This is a genomic window from Nocardia sp. NPDC019395 (assembly GCF_040632335.1).
Classification (GTDB): Bacteria; Actinomycetota; Actinomycetes; order Mycobacteriales; family Mycobacteriaceae; genus Nocardia.
In genome coordinates, this window is record NZ_JBEYBT010000004.1 from 380,843 (window position 1) to 396,803 (window position 15,961).

General features: G+C 67.0%; 14 protein-coding genes. 5 read left to right on the forward strand and 9 right to left on the reverse strand.

Features of this window, described 5'->3' with window-relative positions; genetic code table 11:
• The first annotated feature begins 50 nt into the window (after positions 1–50).
• The 5 genes from ABZ827_RS15210 to ABZ827_RS15230 all read left to right on the forward strand — a co-directional run bounded on the left by ABZ827_RS15210 (position 51) and on the right by ABZ827_RS15230 (position 5,223).
• Positions 51–1,010, forward strand: a complete 960-nt coding sequence (locus ABZ827_RS15210) for an acyl-CoA thioesterase (protein WP_357237292.1) — start codon at positions 51–53, stop codon at positions 1,008–1,010.
• A gap of 367 nt (positions 1,011–1,377) precedes the next feature.
• Complete coding sequence (locus tag ABZ827_RS15215; protein WP_357237294.1) at positions 1,378–2,841, forward strand: MDR family MFS transporter; 1,464 nt, start codon at positions 1,378–1,380, stop codon at positions 2,839–2,841.
• Positions 2,842–2,920: 79 nt separating this feature from the next.
• Positions 2,921–3,748, forward strand: a complete 828-nt coding sequence (locus tag ABZ827_RS15220) for a mycofactocin-coupled SDR family oxidoreductase (RefSeq protein WP_357237440.1) — start codon at positions 2,921–2,923, stop codon at positions 3,746–3,748.
• Positions 3,749–3,919: 171 nt separating this feature from the next.
• The gene (locus ABZ827_RS15225; protein ID WP_357237295.1) at positions 3,920–4,345 is read left to right on the forward strand and encodes an Ig-like domain repeat protein; all 426 of its coding nucleotides are present in this window, start codon (positions 3,920–3,922) and stop codon (positions 4,343–4,345) included.
• A gap of 92 nt (positions 4,346–4,437) precedes the next feature.
• Entirely contained in the window at positions 4,438–5,223 is a 786-nt protein-coding gene (locus ABZ827_RS15230; RefSeq protein ID WP_357237297.1) for an IclR family transcriptional regulator, read from the forward strand.
• A gap of 28 nt (positions 5,224–5,251) precedes the next feature.
• On the opposite strand, the gene ABZ827_RS15235 is transcribed toward ABZ827_RS15230, so the two are convergent.
• The 9 genes from ABZ827_RS15235 to ABZ827_RS15275 form a co-directional block, all read right to left on the reverse strand.
• Positions 5,252–6,247 carry a D-glycerate dehydrogenase gene (locus ABZ827_RS15235; protein WP_357237299.1) on the reverse strand — a complete coding sequence of 332 codons (996 nt, stop codon included), beginning with the start codon at positions 6,245–6,247 and terminating at the stop codon, positions 5,252–5,254.
• A complete protein-coding gene (locus ABZ827_RS15240; protein WP_357237301.1) occupies positions 6,244–7,182 on the reverse strand; it encodes a hydroxymethylglutaryl-CoA lyase in 939 nt (312 codons plus the stop codon). The genes ABZ827_RS15235 and ABZ827_RS15240 overlap by 4 nt, the downstream gene beginning before the upstream one ends.
• Entirely contained in the window at positions 7,179–8,420 is a 1,242-nt protein-coding gene (locus ABZ827_RS15245; protein WP_357237302.1) for a CoA transferase, read from the reverse strand. The genes ABZ827_RS15240 and ABZ827_RS15245 overlap by 4 nt, the downstream gene beginning before the upstream one ends.
• Before the next feature lie 22 nt (positions 8,421–8,442).
• Positions 8,443–9,822, reverse strand: coding sequence for an SLC13 family permease (locus tag ABZ827_RS15250; RefSeq protein ID WP_357237304.1), 1,380 nt, complete (start codon positions 9,820–9,822; stop codon positions 8,443–8,445).
• Between the two features lie 130 nt (positions 9,823–9,952).
• Positions 9,953–10,381, reverse strand: a complete 429-nt coding sequence (locus ABZ827_RS15255) for a hypothetical protein (protein WP_357237306.1) — start codon at positions 10,379–10,381, stop codon at positions 9,953–9,955.
• Complete coding sequence (locus ABZ827_RS15260; protein ID WP_357237307.1) at positions 10,378–11,988, reverse strand: GMC family oxidoreductase; 1,611 nt, start codon at positions 11,986–11,988, stop codon at positions 10,378–10,380. Before ABZ827_RS15260 ends, ABZ827_RS15255 begins: the two co-directional genes overlap by 4 nt.
• A 39-nt stretch (positions 11,989–12,027) precedes the next feature.
• Positions 12,028–13,539, reverse strand: coding sequence for an aldehyde dehydrogenase family protein (locus ABZ827_RS15265; RefSeq protein WP_357237309.1), 1,512 nt, complete (start codon positions 13,537–13,539; stop codon positions 12,028–12,030).
• Entirely contained in the window at positions 13,536–14,255 is a 720-nt protein-coding gene (locus tag ABZ827_RS15270; RefSeq protein WP_357237311.1) for a GntR family transcriptional regulator, read from the reverse strand. The genes ABZ827_RS15265 and ABZ827_RS15270 overlap by 4 nt, the downstream gene beginning before the upstream one ends.
• A gap of 37 nt (positions 14,256–14,292) precedes the next feature.
• Positions 14,293–15,648, reverse strand: a complete 1,356-nt coding sequence (locus tag ABZ827_RS15275; protein WP_357237313.1) for an MFS transporter — start codon at positions 15,646–15,648, stop codon at positions 14,293–14,295.
• Positions 15,649–15,961: the final 313 nt, after the last annotated feature.

Below are 15,961 nucleotides of genomic sequence, written 5' to 3' on the forward strand. Positions count from 1 at the left end.
CCAGCCCGGCCGTTTCCGGTAGACGGTCCGAGGCGATACACCGTTTCCTGGTGAAACCCGCCGACGCCGGGATCGCGGGCACGGTCGACGGCGGCAGGCTCCTCGAATGGATCGATAAGGTCGCCTATGCCGCGGCGGCACAGTGGAGTGGGCACTACTGCGTGACGGCCTATGTCGGCAATATCCACCTGGACCGTCCGATCGCCGTCGGGGAACTCGTCGAGCTGCACGCGAATGTGGTCCATACCGGGCGCACCAGCATGCATATCCTCGTCAGCGTTTATTCGAGCGACCCCACACGGCAGAAGCCGGTGCAGTCGGCACAGTGCCTGACGATTTTCGTCGCGGTGGACGACCAGCGGGAGACGGTGGCGGTTCCGCAGTGGGAGCCGACCACAGCTCTCTCGTTGCAGTGGCATCGGCAGGCGCAATCCAGGGTTCTGGTGCGGAAGCAGATCGAGGACGCCATGGCCGCCCAGAGCTACACCGCCGCGGGCACCGCGCCGAGCGCGACCTTGCGATTCCTGGCGGCTCCGTCGGATATCAACTGGGGTGGCAAGGTCCACGGCGGACGGACGATGGGCTGGATCGACGATGCCGCCTACGTCTGCGGAGCCGATTGGGCCGGGGACCGGGTGATCACGTCCTACTTCGGGGGGATCCGGTTCTATCGGCCCATCGTAATCGGCCATATCGTCGAGGTCACCGCACGATTGATCCACACCGGGCCGCGCAGCATGCATGTCAGTGTCCACGTGACCTCGACGGATACGGTCTCCGACGAACCCGCTATGGCGGCGCACGGTCTCGCGGTGGTGGTCGCGGTGGACGAGAGCGGGAAGCCTCGTCCGGTCCCGCAGTGGACACCGGTCTCCGAGGAAGACCGGACGCTGGCGGCTCACGCCCAGCATCTCATCGAGCTGCGCTCCCGGGTGGAGCCGTTCACCGCTGCCGATGAAGTACCGGCCGACGTCGAGCCGAGTTACTTCCGCGCACCGAGCCCGCGCTGACCGGTCGCCACCCGTTTTCCCGGGTCGGCATCCGACAGTTGTCGGAACTGTCCTGCGAACGCAGGAAGGCTACCGACCTCCGGAACGCGCCGAGGTGCGGGCGATGCCTTCCTGATCGTCGGCATGACTTCGCTCACAGCCGGGAGTCGGCTCGTCAGGCGCGGACGCCGCTGAGCCGCCGTTTCCACGGCGGGCGGGGAATAGAGCGGCCGAAAATCGATTTACCTCACAGGTAGTTATAAGAAACACTGGCGCCTCACCGATGAGCCGGGTGGATCGTATCCGTCTGCTCTCGTATACGGCCCGGCCCGGTCGACGACGACCGCCCGGTGCCCGCAAGTTCGTTCACGACACCCGGAGGTAACCGATGCCCGTACTGAACTCTGTGCGCCGGGACGGTGGGGGTACCCCCGCGGTGATCCGGCTGCTGGTGTTCGCGACCTTCGTGGTGATCCTGAACGAGACCATCATGATCAACGCGATTCCGCGGCTGATGGGCGATCTCGAGGTCACCGAACGGGCCGCGCAGTGGGTGTCCACCTCCTTTATGCTCACCATGGCCGCCGTTATCCCGGTGACCGGCTGGTTCCTGCAGCGGGTCACGACCCGGCGGGCCTATGCGCTCGCGATGGGGATCTTCCTCGCCGGAACGGCACTGTCCGCGGTCGCCCCGTCGTTCGCGGTGCTGCTCATCGGGCGGATCATCCAGGCGGGCGGTACAGCGGTGATGATGCCGCTGCTGATGACCACCCTGATGACGGTGGTGCCCGAACACGATCGTGGCAGGGTCATGGGTAATGTCACGCTCGCCATCTCGGTTGCTCCCGCCATGGGTCCGGTCATCTCCGGCCTGGTATTGCAAGTGGCGTCTTGGCGGTGGCTGTTCGTGCTGGTGCTGCCGATCGCGGGGATTGTCACGTGGTTCGGTCTGCGCAGCCTGGAGAATGTCGGTGAACCTGAGGCCGGTGCGATCGACTGGTTCAGCGTGGTGTTCGCGGCACTCGGCTTCGGCAGCCTGGTCTACGGACTCAGCCGGTTCGAGGCCGGCAGTGTCACGACCCCGGCGCTGATCACCGTGGCCGGTATCGTTCTCATCGGCTTGTTCGTGGCCCGGCAGTTGTGGTTGCAGCGCAACGGGACCCCGCTGCTGGACCTGCGGGTCCTGCGGTCGGCCACCTACGCCAAGGGCCTGGTCCTCATGGCGGTCGCATTCCTCGCGATGCTCGGTTCGATGATGCTGCTGCCGCTGTACCTGCAGAATCTGCGGGAACTTTCGCCGCTGCTCACCGGCCTGCTGGTGATGCCCGGCGGGCTCGCCATGGGTCTGCTCGGCCCGGTGATCGGCCGGCTGTTCGACCGTTTCGGCGGCCGGGTCCTGGTTATCCCGGGTTCGGTCGCGATCACGGCCGCGCTGGCGGGCTTCACCCAGATCTCGATCAGCACACCGTACTGGCTGTTGCTCGCGCTGCATGTATTGCTCATGGTCGGTTTGGCCGCGGCCTTCACCCCGGTGTTCACCCTCGCGCTGGGTGCGTTGCCGGAGGATCTCTACTCGCACGGCAGTTCGATGCTGGGCACGCTGCAGCAGGTGGCCGCCGCCCTCGGTACGGCTCTGGTGGTGACCGTGATGGCGACCCGGGCCGGCACGCTGGAAGACGGCGGTGCCGATCCGGTATCGGCGCAGCTGGGCGGGATGCAGTGGGCGTTCGCGGTATCGGCCGCCCTGGCGGTGGTTGTGATCGTCACGGCTGTCCTGTTGCCGAACCGGTCGAGCGCGCCGGACGACGCCGACTCCGGCGAGAAGGCCGAGGGCGAATTGATCGAGGCCTGATCGTCCCGGTTCCCACACATTTTCGGCACCGCGTGTCATATTCTTACGGCGGTAGCCGGATCGAGTGACGGAGATGGCAATGGGGACACTGGACGGCAAAGTCGCGTTCATCACCGGGGCCGGCCGCGGCCAGGGGAGAAGTCACGCGGTGCGATTCGCCCGGGAGGGTGCCGACATCATCGCCGTCGACACCACAGCGCCCGCCAAGAGTGTGTCCTACCCCCTGGCCACCGCCGGCGATCTGGCCGAGACGGCGCGCCTGGTCGAGGCCGAGGGACGGCGGATCATCGCCCGCGACGCCGATGTCAGGAACTACGCCGCGCTGGCGGCGGCCGTCGACGAAGGTGTGAAAGCCCTCGGCCGGCTCGATATCGTGGTCGCCAATGCCGGGATCTCCGCTCCGGCGCCGACGCTGGCCATGAGCGAGGACACCTGGCAGGAGATGATCGATATCAACCTGACCGGAGTCTGGAAATCGTTGAAGGCCTCTGTGCCTCATATCGTCGAATCCGGGCACGGTGGTTCGGTGGTCATCACGAGTTCGGTGGCCGCCCTGGTCGTCAACGAGAACATCGCGCACTATTCCGCCGCCAAAGCGGGATTGGTGAGCCTGATGAAGGTGCTGGCCAAGGAACTGGCGCCGCACAGTATCCGCGTCAATACTGTTCACCCGGGCTCAGTGGGCACGGATATGGTCTACAACGAGTCCACCTACCGGCTGTTCCGGCCCGATCTGGAGAATCCGGGCCGAGCCGATTTCGAAGAGGTCGTCGGAAAGATGAACCGATTGCCGGTGAACACTCTCGAAGCCGAGGACATCACCGATACGGTGCATTTCTTGGTCTCCGATGCCGCGAAATACATCACCGGCACCACCCATGTCATCGATGCCGGAATCGCGCTGTAGGTACAGGCGGAACTACCGCTCCGGTGACGGACCCTCTTCCGGGATCAGAGGAAGCCTCCGTTCCGGTCGCCGGGCATCACCGCTGATGCGAGGATGAACGCGGCGAATTCGCTCGACCGATAATGGAGAGGCGGAAAGTTCATGATGGCAAAGGCTTTTCGGAGGTTTGCGGTGACCGCGGCATCCGGTGCGGTCGCGCTGCTCGCGGTACCGCTGCTGTCCGCGCCCGCGGCTAACGCGGCGGTGGCGCCGATCATCGAACTCGGGGTGAGCGGTAAACCGACCACAGCGTCGGCGAATACGGTGCCCACCGGATGCGGTGTCCGGCTGGAGGCGACCGTAACCCTGCCCGACGGTAAGCCGGTGGAGTACGGCACCGTGCAGTTCTTCAACCGTGTACCGGGTAACGGCGATGTGTTCCTCGGGAAAGTACCCGTGTCCTATGGCATGGCCAGTCTGACCTGGACGGCGAGCGCGGTCGGTACGAACGGGCTGAGCGCGTCCTATTCCGATGGTCTGCCCGATATCCTGCCGGTGTCGACCGGTACGGAGGTGACGGCACGACCGGGGCTCCAACTCGGCGGGCTGTGCCTGTAACCGCAGGTAATTCGGTTCGCCGGGCGCCGGGACGCCGGCTCGCGGTGGCGGCCCGGCGTCGACGGGCATCGGGCGCGGCGTAGATTCGGCGTATGTCCAGGGATGACAGTGCGGCGGCCGCGAACCATCAGCCGCTGCTGGTGCTGGTGAAGATCACCGAGATACTCGACGCTTTCTCCTTGGCGCGGCCGTCACTGACGCTGGGGGAGATCCAGCAGGCCACCGGTTTCCCGACCTCCACCGTGCAGCGGCTGGTAACGAATATGGTCGCGCAGGGTCTGCTGGACCGGGCGGGCGACCAGATCCGGATCGGGCTGCGGATGAGTTATTGGGCGGCGACGGCCGTGAAAGGCCTGGACCTGCTGTCGATCGTCGACCCGGTACTGCGCGAAATCCGCGACGAAACGGGTGAGACGGCCTGTGTGTTCCGGGCCGACCACGGTTTCCGTGTCTGTGTGGCCATCGCGGAGACGCGGCACGCGCTGCGCCGGGATATGTACGTGGGAAAGATCATTCCGCTGTATGCCGGATCGGCGGGCCGGATTCTGCTGGCCTGGAATCCGGACCTCGCCGAGCGGGTGCTGGCGGCACCGCTGGAACCGCTCACCGAGATAACGGTAACCAGTCCGGCGGAGTTGCGTGCGCTCATCGCGCAGGCGAAGGCCGACGGTTACGCGATCAGCGCCGGTGAGCGGGAGGATTCGGCGTCCGGACTGTCGGCGCCGATCTTCGATGCGGCCGGCACTGTGGCGGCCGCGCTGACGATCAGCGGCCCGACCATCCGGATGCCGCGGGAGCGGTGTGAGGAATGGGTGGACCTGCTCGTCGGTTACGCCGAACAGCTCACCCGCACGCTCGGCGGCCGGATCCCGGTCTGAGCCCCGGCGGTTCCGTTCGCCGCGCGCGTCAGCGGGCCAGCGCCTCCGGGTTGACCGGGTACGGCGGTCGTTCGCCGCGCGCCATGGCGACCGCGTTCTCCGCGCAGCGGCGGGCCATCTCGGCGCGCACCGGGACCGTCGCGCTGCCGACATGCGGCAGCAGCACGGTATTCGGCAGTTCGGCCAGCCCGGGGGCCAGCCGCGGCTCCTCCTCGTAGACATCGAGTCCGGCGCCCGCGATCGTGCCCTCCCGCAACGCCGCCACCAGAGCCTGCTCATCGACGATCGGCCCGCGCGCGGTGTTGATCAGGATCGCCGAACGTTTCATCGCGCTCAGCACGGAGGCATCGACGAGATGGCGAGTGTGGGCGTTGAGCGGGACGTGTACGGAGAGATAGTCGCTGTTCGCGACCAATTCCGGCCAGGGCACCTGGCGTACGCGGCCGGCGAATTCGCCCAGCTCCTCATCGCTCACGACGCGGTCACCGGGTGGGCGCGGGCAGAACTCGACCGTCATCCCGAACGCAAGGGCCCGCCGGGCGGTGGCCCGCGCGATCCGGCCGAATCCGGCCAGGCCGAGGGTTTTTCCGCTGACGTCGTGCCCCAGCAGTAATTCCGGTTCCCAGCCGTGGAATTTCCCGGCGCGTACGAACGTATCGGCTTCGACGGCGCGCCGCGCGACCGCCAGTATCAGCAGCAGGGCGATATCGGCGGTGGCATCGGTGAGCACACCGGGGGTGTTGCCGATGACGATGGAATTCGCGGTGGCCGCCGTAACGTCGATGTTGTTGTAGCCGACCGCGAAATTACTGATCCCGCTGATCCGGGCCTTGTCGAGCAGGGGCGCGTCGAACTCGTCCCGTAACTGCGCGACCACCACCCGGTAGTCGCCGGAGGCGCAGGCCTGCGCCAATTCGTCGCGGGACATCCGGGTTCCGGCCACCGTGACGCTTCCGGCTGACTCGAGCAGCCGCATTCCGGGGTCGGGCAGGGGCGTGGTGACGAGGAAGTCGGTGGCCGTCACGCCTGTCCGCCGATCACCCATTCGAAAGCGTGGGCTTCCGACCGCGCGCCCTGGGCGGCCTTCGAACGGTTGGGTTCGCCGAGTTCGCCGAGCATCCGCTCACTCATATCGATCATCCGTGCGAGGGTGGCCGGGGTGAGCCAGTCCGGGCGGGTGGCGAACAGAATGTCCTCGCTGGCGGTGTTACCGCTCGCACCGGGTGCGAAGGGGCAGCCGCCCAGGCCGCCCAGGCAACCGTCGACCATTCCCGCGCCCGCATCGATCGCGGCCAGGGTGTTGGCGACGCCGAGCCCCCAGGTGTCATGGCCGTGGTAGACGATGCGCCGGTCCGGGGTCGTGGTATCGACGGCCTGGATCAGCTGCCGGACCTGCGCCGGAACCGCTTGGCCGAGGGTATCGCAGATGACGATATCGGCGGCGCCGTCGGTACGCGGGTCCGTGGCGATTCCCAGCACCCGTCCGGGATCGATAACTCCCTCGAAGGGACAGGTGAACGAGGTCGCGATACAGAGCTGGATGGATCCGCCGCAGTCCCGGGTCAGCTCCACGGCCTTCGGCATGGCGGCCACACTGTCCTCGGTGGTGCGTCCGATATTGGCCTTGTTGTGCGAATCCGAGGCGGAGAAGCAGTACTGGAAATTGCGTGCGCCCGCGGCGGCCGCTTTCTCGATATGCCTGGGCGTGGCGACCCACACCCAGCATTTGGCGAGTTCCTCGGGAGTCAGCTCGGCGATCACCTCGAGGGTGTTCGCCAGCGGCGGCACCAGGTCCGGCCGGGCCATGGAACCGATCTCGAGTTCCGGTACGCCCAGTGCGAGCAGTTCGCGCGCGATCTCCACCTTGCGCTCGGTGGACAGCAGTTTCCCGGTGAGCTGCAACCCGTCGCGCAGTGTGACATCCCGCAGTTGCGCGGCCGGCGTGTACGTGAAGGTCATACCGTCACCTCGGTCTCGGAAGTGCCTGCGATGGAATCGATTTCGTCGTCGGTGAGGTGGAGCACCGACGCGAGCACCTCGCGTGTGTGTTCACCCAGATCGGGTCCGATTGTACGGATCGGCAACGAGGCCCCGCCGATCACCGGGACGATGCCCGGGAAACCGACGGTACTGGGTTCGGCCGCGCCGGTATCCACCGTGAACTGCTGGATCATGTTCCGGGCGGCGTACTGGTCGTCGTCGCAGATATCGGCGGCGGTATAGATCGGGCCCGAGGGCACGCCGGCGGCGTCGAGGATTTCCAGGGCCTCGTCCCGCGTGTGCCAGCTCGTCCAATCGGAGATCGCCGCGTCGAGTTCCTCGCGGCGGCGCCAGCGCGCGGAATTCTCGCGCAGATCGGGATCGGCCGCCAGGTCGGGGCGGCCGATGATCTCCATATAGCGCTGGAAGATCCCGTCACCGTTGCCGGCGATGATGATGCTGTAACCGTCGCTGCACGGGTAGGCGTTGGACGGCGCGATACCTTCCATCCGGCCGCCCACCCGCTTCCGCTCCACTCCGTAGGCCTGGTAGTCGGGGACCAGCGATTCCATCACCGACAGGATCGACTCGTTGAGCGCGACATCGATGATGCGCTGTTCCAGTGGGATCGCGGAGGTGCTGCGGGCCCGCTGGAACAGCGCCATCACGGTGCCGAACGCGGCATAGATCCCCGCGATGGAATCGCCGATGGAGACACCGGTGCGTACCGGCGCGCGGTCGGGATCGCCGACCAGTTCGCGCAGGCCGCCCACCGCTTCGGCCACGGCGGCGAATCCGGGTCGCGCGGATTGCGGACCGGTCTGGCCGTACGCCGAGATACGGGTGATCACCAGGTCCGGGTTGACCTGCTGTAGTTCCTCCGGTCCGAGGCCCCATTTCTCCAGCGTTCCGGGGCGGAAGTTCTCCAGCAGCACATCGCATTCGCGGACGAGATCGAGTACGAGCGCGCGCCCGGCCTCGGTTTTCAGGTCCAGCACTATGGACTTCTTATTGCGATTGATCGTGCGGTACAGCATGGAGGTGTCGCCGCCGTACAGTCGCCACCGGCGCAGTTCGTCACCGGTGACCGGGCGCTCGACCTTGATCACCTCGGCGCCGAAATCGGCGAGCATCCGGCCCGCGGTGGGCGCGGCGATGTAGTTGCCGAGTTCCAGGACGCGGATATCGGCCAGCGGACGAATTGCCTGGTTGCGCATAGCTTCCTTTTCGTTGCGGGGGTCAGAGGACCAGGCTCAGCGGCATGATGAGCAGGATCGCCACCACCGAGGCGACCGAGACACCGACCGAGCAGGATTTCAGGGTGCCGCGGGTGGTCTGTCCCATCAGCGACTGCAGGAGCCAGAAGGTGTTGCTGGTGACGTGGACGGCGAACAGCGAACCGGCGCCCGCGGCGAGGGCGATGAGCACGGGATCGATCCCGAGGGCGGGCGCGACCGGGGCGAGGATGCCCGCGGCGGTGATCGCCGAGATCGTCACCGAACCGACCGCGACGTGCAGGACGGCGGCGATCACCCACACCATCAGCAGTGGGGCTGCGCTGCTCGCGGTGAAGTATTCGCCGAGGATGTCACCGAGACCGATCGCCGAGATGGTGGCCGCGAGCGAACCGCCGACACCGGTGAGGATCAGGATCTGACCGCTCTCGCTGAAACCGGTGGCGATGGATCGCTGGATCCGTTCGATACCGACCGCGTGACGGCCGACGAAGCTGGTTCCGACGAGTCCGATCAGCAGGGCGATAACCGGGGTCGAGAGGAATTCGACGATCGGATTGTGGATCTCGGCGACGTCCAGGATCGCGCCGACGGCGATGAGCACCAGGGCGGTGCACAGCGGCGCGAACAGCAGGGGCAGCGGAGTCTCGGTGCGGGTCTCGGCCGCGGTCTTGGTGGCCACGCCGCCGGTCCCGGCATCGAGGTCGCCGTCGTCCCCGGCGGTCTCCTCGGGCGGAGCCTGCTGTTCGTCACGCTCCTCGTTCCACCAGCCGCGGTCGAACAGGAAACACATCACCGCCACCGCTATCGCCACGGTCGGGATCACCAGAACGAGCCCGAAGAGCAGCATTTTGCCCAGCGGTACGCCCAGCAGGCCGGCCAGCGCCAGTGCCCCGACACCCGGCACGGTGAGCACGATGCCACATTCCCCGCCGATCGCCAGGGCGGTCGCCATCTTGGCGGTGCCCTTCTTCCCGATCTTCGCGGCGGTGCTGCGGGCCAGCGGCGCCGAGATCACCATGAGCACGTCGAGGTAGATCGACTGCAGGAAGGTGGCGAGAGTCAGCGACATCGCATAGGGCATCCGGTTGGCGCCCAGTAACCGGATCAGTGTCCCGACCAGGCGCTGGATCGCGCCTGTTTCCTGCAGCATCGCGCCCATGAGGACACCGAATGCGACCAGCAGGCCGACCTCGGCCATGATGTCGCCGAAACCGGTGGTGATCGTGTCGACGGTTTTCTCGACTCCCAGCCCGGAGGTGAGCCCCAGGTAGGCCGCGCCGATCACCAGCGATACCGCGGGATTGAATTTGAACCGGGTGATCAGCACGACGACGGCGAGGATCGCCGCGGCCGTATTGATCATCGTTGCAAGGTCTGACATGTGCTTGTTCCCATCGAGTCGCACTCGGGTGAGTGCTGTCCCCGCAGTCGAGCGGGCAGTACGCCGTGACTCAGGCCACAGCAGGCTCATATTATGAGCAGTGACTCACAATATAAGCAATACCGTCTGCTCAGTCGGGAGTGGGTCGATAGCTGGGGCCGCGCTGCCGGACCGCCCGGAGCAGCCCGCTCTCGGCGTACTCCGGCTGAGGTTCCCCGTCCTGGGGTTCACCGATCTGACCTCGGTAGTTCAGCCGGGTACGGACCCGTGGACTCATCAGATACGCGCCGGCGAGGACGAACGTCAGCAACTGGAACCGGGCGGGTTCGGCGGCCATGAGGTGATCGCAGAACGCCCGCGGATCGTGGTCGCGGGAGCGCTGTAGCAGTTCCCGGAAGGGGGACACCAGATCCGGGCGCAGCGTGAGCACGCGGTCGAGGAACTCGGCCGAGACACCGGCCTGGTCGGCGGACAGATCGTCGCCCTGCGGCGGGATGAGTTCCTCACCGAGCAGGTAGGCCGCCTCGCGTTCGTCATCGGTCAGTTCCGGCGCGGTCATCGGTTCCGGCCCTTCGTCTCGATCAGATGTTTGCTGCTCCACAGCGCCAGCGCGGCCTGGGTGGCGGCCGGGTTCACGCCACCGCTGGTCACCCAGGTGCTCGAATCGAATACGAACAGGTTGTCGATATCGTGGGTGCGGCCGTAGCGGTCGGTGACCGAGGTACGCGGATCCGTACCCATCCGCGCGGTCCCCATCAGATGCCAGCCGCTCTCCTTGACCATCGGCCCGACGATGGTCTCCACGGCACCCGCGGCCTCGAACGATTCGGCCGCTTTGCGGGTATGCCAGTCGAGCATCGCCCGGGAGTTCTCGTCGGTGCGGTAGGTGATCTTCGGTGCGGGCAGTCCACTGGGATCGGTGAGGGTATCGGACAGGGTCACGCGGTTGTCCGCGACCGGGAGATCCTCGGCGACGATGCTCCACATCGGTGTGTGCCCGAGCCGGCTGCGCAGGGTCCGGTGGAAATCCTCGAACCACATCGGGGCATCGGACTGCGCCCACGGATAGGACCGGGTGATTCCCAGCGGACCGCCGGTCGGCTGCAGGCCCCATTTGGCGCCGCGCACGAAACCGCGTGACTCGTCGGTCTCGTAGAACTGCATGCTGTGGATCTGCTGTCCCCAGGATCCGGCGGTGGTGCCGAGGTCCTGGTCGAAGACCCCGGCCACCGCGCCGAACGGGTGCATCATCAGGTGGGTGCCCAGGAGGCCGGAGGAATTGGCCAGCCCGTCCGGATGCTCGGGGGTGGCGGACATCAGCAGCAGCCGGGGCGTGCCGAGGCCGTTTGCGCACAGCACCACCGCGTGACCGTAGACAGCATCCACGCGGCCGTCGCGATCGACGTATTCCACGCCCGCCGCCCGGCCGTTCTCCATGAGAACGCGGGTCGCGCGCGCCCCGGTGCGCAACTGCGCGCCGCGGCTGCGGGCCGCCGGCCAATGGGTGATATCGGTGGAGGCTTTGGCGCCCTCCGGGCAGCCTGACATACAGGTGCCGTGCTGGCGGCACGGTTTGAGATCGCGGTACACCCGGGTGGAGATCGCGTTCGAACCGGGCCACCAGTGCCAGCCGAGATCGTTGAGCGTATTCGCCATCAGACGTCCGGCGGCGCGGATCGGGACCGGTGGGTTGGGCGGACCCTCACCGGCCGGATAGGCCGGGTTACCGGCGAGCCCGGAGACACCCATCTGGCGTTCGGCCTCGACATAGAAGGGTTCGAGGTCCTCGTAGGTCAGCGGCCAGTCGTCGGCGACACCGTCGAGGGAGCGGACCCGGAAATCGCTGGGCGTCATCCGATGCCATTTCGCGGAGTACAGCACCGTGCCGCCGCCGACCCCGTTCCACATCAGCGGGCTGATATCGGAATCGCTGTCGTCCACGGGATAGTCCGCCGCGCTCCGGCGCTGATTGGGATTGCGACCCCAGTGCAGATCGGCGGTTACCTCGTAATCGTCGAAATCGGCGCGGGCGTTCGCGTAGTCGGGCCAGTCACCCTGTTCGAGACAGACAACGGACATCCCCGCCGCGGTGAGTTCGGCGGCCGTGATACCACCGGCCAGACCGGCACCGACAATGACCACGTCGACCGGATCGGATCGTTTCATTTGACCTGATTCACTTTCGATTCCTTCTCTCCGGCGCGGTCAGCGCGGCCAGGTGACAACCTTCTCGACCGACATTTCGCGTATCGCCGAGGCGGGTCCTTCTTTGCCGTATCCACTGCCTTTCACCCCGCCGTACGGCATGTTGTCGGCGCGGAAGTTGGAGCACTCGTTGATATGCACACCGCCGGCTTCGAGTGCGTCCGCCACGGCGGTGGCCGTCTCGATGGAGGTAGTGAAAACGCCTGCCATGAGACCGAATTCGAGCCGGTTGGCGGCGTCGATCGCCTCGTCGAGCGAATCGAACGGGTAGACGGCGACTACAGGCCCGAACGCTTCGTCACGACTGATCTCGGCGTCCTCCGAGGGGGCGAAGAGCACCGTCGGCAGCACCGCCCGGTCGCGGACGCCGCCGGTGAGCAGCGTGGCACCCCGGGCGACCGCATCGTCGATCATCGACCCGAGCCGGGCGGCGGACTCCGGTGAGATCACGTTCCCGAGTTCGGTTTCCGGGTCGTACGGATCACCGACCCGCAACTGCGCCGCATATCCGGCCATCGCCTCGGCCAGGTCCGCGGCGATCGAACGATCGGCGAAAACCCGCTGGACGGAGATGCACGACTGTCCGGAGGACACCATCGCGCCGAGCGCGCAGCGCCGGGCGGCGAGGTCGAGATCGGCGTCGGCGGTCACGATGGTCGGGGCGTTGGATCCCAGCTCCATGACGGTGCGTTTGAGCCGGGCGCCGGCCGCGGCGGCGATCGCGCCGCCGACCGCGGTGCTCCCGGTGAACGATACGAGCCTGACCACGGGGTGCTCGACCAGTGCCTTGCCGACCGCGGCGTCACCGTTGAGCACACTGATCGCGGCCGGTGGCCACCCCGCGCCGACGGCGTATCCGGCCAGGGCGATGGTCGCCAGCGGTGTCCGGTCACTGGGTTTGAGCAGGACGGGGCAGCCGGCTCCGATCGCCGCGGACAGTTTGTGTACAGCCAGCAGCAGCGGGAAATTGAATCCGCAGATGGCGGTGACCACTCCCACAGGTTCCCAGACCGTGTAGGCGTGCCGGCCACGCCCGGACGGTACGGCGTCGACCGGGATCTCCCGTCCGGTCAGGCCCGCGGCGGCATGGGCGGCGGCGCGCAGTGTCGCGACCGCGCGGTCGACTTCACCGAGTGAATCGCGTAGTGCCTTGCCGACTTCCCGGGTGATCACCCTGGCGAGAACATCACGGTCTCGGGCGATCGCGGTCGCCATGTTCTCCAGGATCAGCGCGCGCTCGCCGCGATCCAGCTCCGCGCACCGGGCACGGGCGGCGTACGCGGCGGCCGCGGCCTCCGCGACCAGGCCGGGATCGGCCACCGCGCACCGGAAGATATCCCGATCGTCGGCCGGTGAGCTGATCTCGATCTGCTCGTCCGTGCGGCGCGGTAGTCCGGCGATGACCAGCGGTGCCGGCGCGTTCGCGCCGCCGGGCGCGAAAAGTTCTGGGGAAAGCGCGTTTTCGGTGCCGGAATCGGACCGCACCTGATCGAGTTCGACGCCGGTGGTCACAGTAGCTCCTCGTTCGTGGTGGCGCGGAAGGACGGCCCGGTGGCCGGTGTGCGCTGGTCCTGGCCGGCCAGGCGATTGAGCAGGACGGACCGGGCCGCGAGAATATGGGCCTGCTGGACGCCGGCGGCCCAATCCGGGTCGCCGGCGTTGAGCGCGTCCACCAGCAGATGGTGTTCCTGCAGAGTCTTTTCCATCTCGGTGCGCGTGTAGACGAAGAAGATCCGGTGCACGAGCGGGACGTGGGTGACACTCGTCAGTGCCGCCACCAGCCGCGGACTCCCGGCGGCTTCGAAGACGAGATTGTGGAACCGCAGATTCAGTTCGCCGAGCAGATGGCGGTCGGGTTCCTCGGTCTCGCCGATCCGGGTCATTTCCGTGGCGAGATCGGCCAATACGGCGATCGGTACCTGTTCGCAGCGCTTGGCCGCACGGCGGGCGGCGAACGATTCCAGCACCGCGCGCAGCTGGTAGATCTCGTCGATCTCCTCCCACGACCACTGCGGAACCTCGAAACCGCCGGCCGGGCGGGCATCGAGGATGCCTTCGCCGCTGAGCAGCTGGAAGGCCTGCCGCACCGGGGTCCGGCTCATCCCGAGCCGCGCGGCGACATCGACCTCGCGCAGGCGTTCGCCCGGTTCGATCGCACCGTCGAGTACCCAGCGGCGGATCTCCTCGGCCGCGTTGCGGGTCAGTTCACTTGCTCGGGATGTGGGCATCTGTGGTCCTTGCTCTGAGGGAAGGCGGCGCGGCCGGTCAGTGGATCGGGTCGGGTGCCCGGGCCGGTTCCTCCGCTGTCGTGGGCGTGGCGGCCTTCTCGTCGTCGACGAGATCGTCGCCGTGTAGATCGTCGCCGGTGAGCAGGAAGGACGCGACCGCACCGCAGATCGCGGTCAGCAGCAGGTAGATCGAGGGGGAAGGGGTCCAGTCGGTCTGCTGGATCAGGAAGGTCGCCACGAACGGTGCGCTGCCGCCGAACACGGCCGCCGGAATATTGAATCCGATCGACACACCCGACGAGCGGATCGATGCGGGGAACAGTTCGGGCATGGTGGCGGCCGACGCGGACAGATAGATCGCGGTGAACACGCCCAGCAGCAGCTGGCTCAGCAGGGCGAGAGCCGGGTTGCCCAGGGTGATCGCGGAGAACACCGGGAAGACGATCACGGCGAAGCCGATCGAGCCGAACAGCAGCACCGGTCGCCGGCCGATCCGGTCGGACACGGTGGCCACCAGCGGCAGCGTCACCATTGTGGCCGCACCGGCGCACATGGTGGAGATCAGGGAGAAGGTCGAGCCGTAGTCGTTGACCGTGCCGATGTAGGTCGGCATATAGGTGAACACCGCATAGAAGCAGGTCGCGTGCATCGCGCCGATTCCGATGATCAGGGCCAGCCGGCGGCCGCGGCTGAGTACCTCCCGTGCGGGGGAGCGGCTGAGCGAGCCGGTCTCGCTCATCTCCTGGAAGTCGGGGGTTTCCTCGAGCTTCGAGCGGATGTAGAGGGCGATGGCGGCCAGCGGCGCGGCGAGCAGGAACGGGATCCGCCAGCCCCATTCGGCCATCGTGTCCTCGCCCAGGGCAGCGGTGAGCACGGTGACGACCGTGATACCCAGCATCAGCCCGGCGGTCGTGCCGAAGGTGAGCCAGCTGATCCCGAAGGCGCGGCGGTTGCGTCCCGCGTATTCGAGCAGGAAGGCGCTGCCGCTGCCGTACTCGCCGCCGGCGGAGAAGCCCTGCAGGGTTCGCAGTGCGACGAGAACGAGCGGGGCCGCGATACCCCACGAGTCGTAGCCGGGGAGCACCCCGATGCCGACCGAACAGGCCGCCATCACGGTCAGGACCAGGACGAGCACCCGTTTACGGCCGATCCGGTCGGCCAGTGGGCCGAGTACGAATCCGCCCAGCGGCCGGGCGAGAAACGCCAGCCCGAATACGGCGAAGCTGCTGAGTAGTTCGGCCGTCGGGTCGTCGGACGGAAAGAATGTCGCCCCGATATGGACGGCGAGGAAGCCGTACACCGTGAAGTCGAAGAACTCGATGGTATGGCCGACGGTGGCTCCGACGATGGCGCGTGCGCGCTTCGGCGGGCGAGCAGGTGCCCGAGTACTCATTGGTCACTCCTGACTGGCGACGGAAACCACCCGGTGGTCCGCCGGTGATGTGCCGTGATCGGCACGGTGCTGCTGATGCGGATGCGACTGGTGGGCTGCTTGTGACTGGCCGCACATCCGTCGGCATACTGTATTCATAATGTGCCGGAGATCGCAAGAATTTGGATAAAAGGCCAGGTGGATATGGATAGAGACGGAGAGATGTATACATTTTTGCGATGGCTGGCGGCGATCGCGGGGGCAGACAATCGCCCGCCCGCACACGCTTGCCCGCCCCGGCGGGCCTGGCTAGGGTTACCCGCGCACTCGCTGT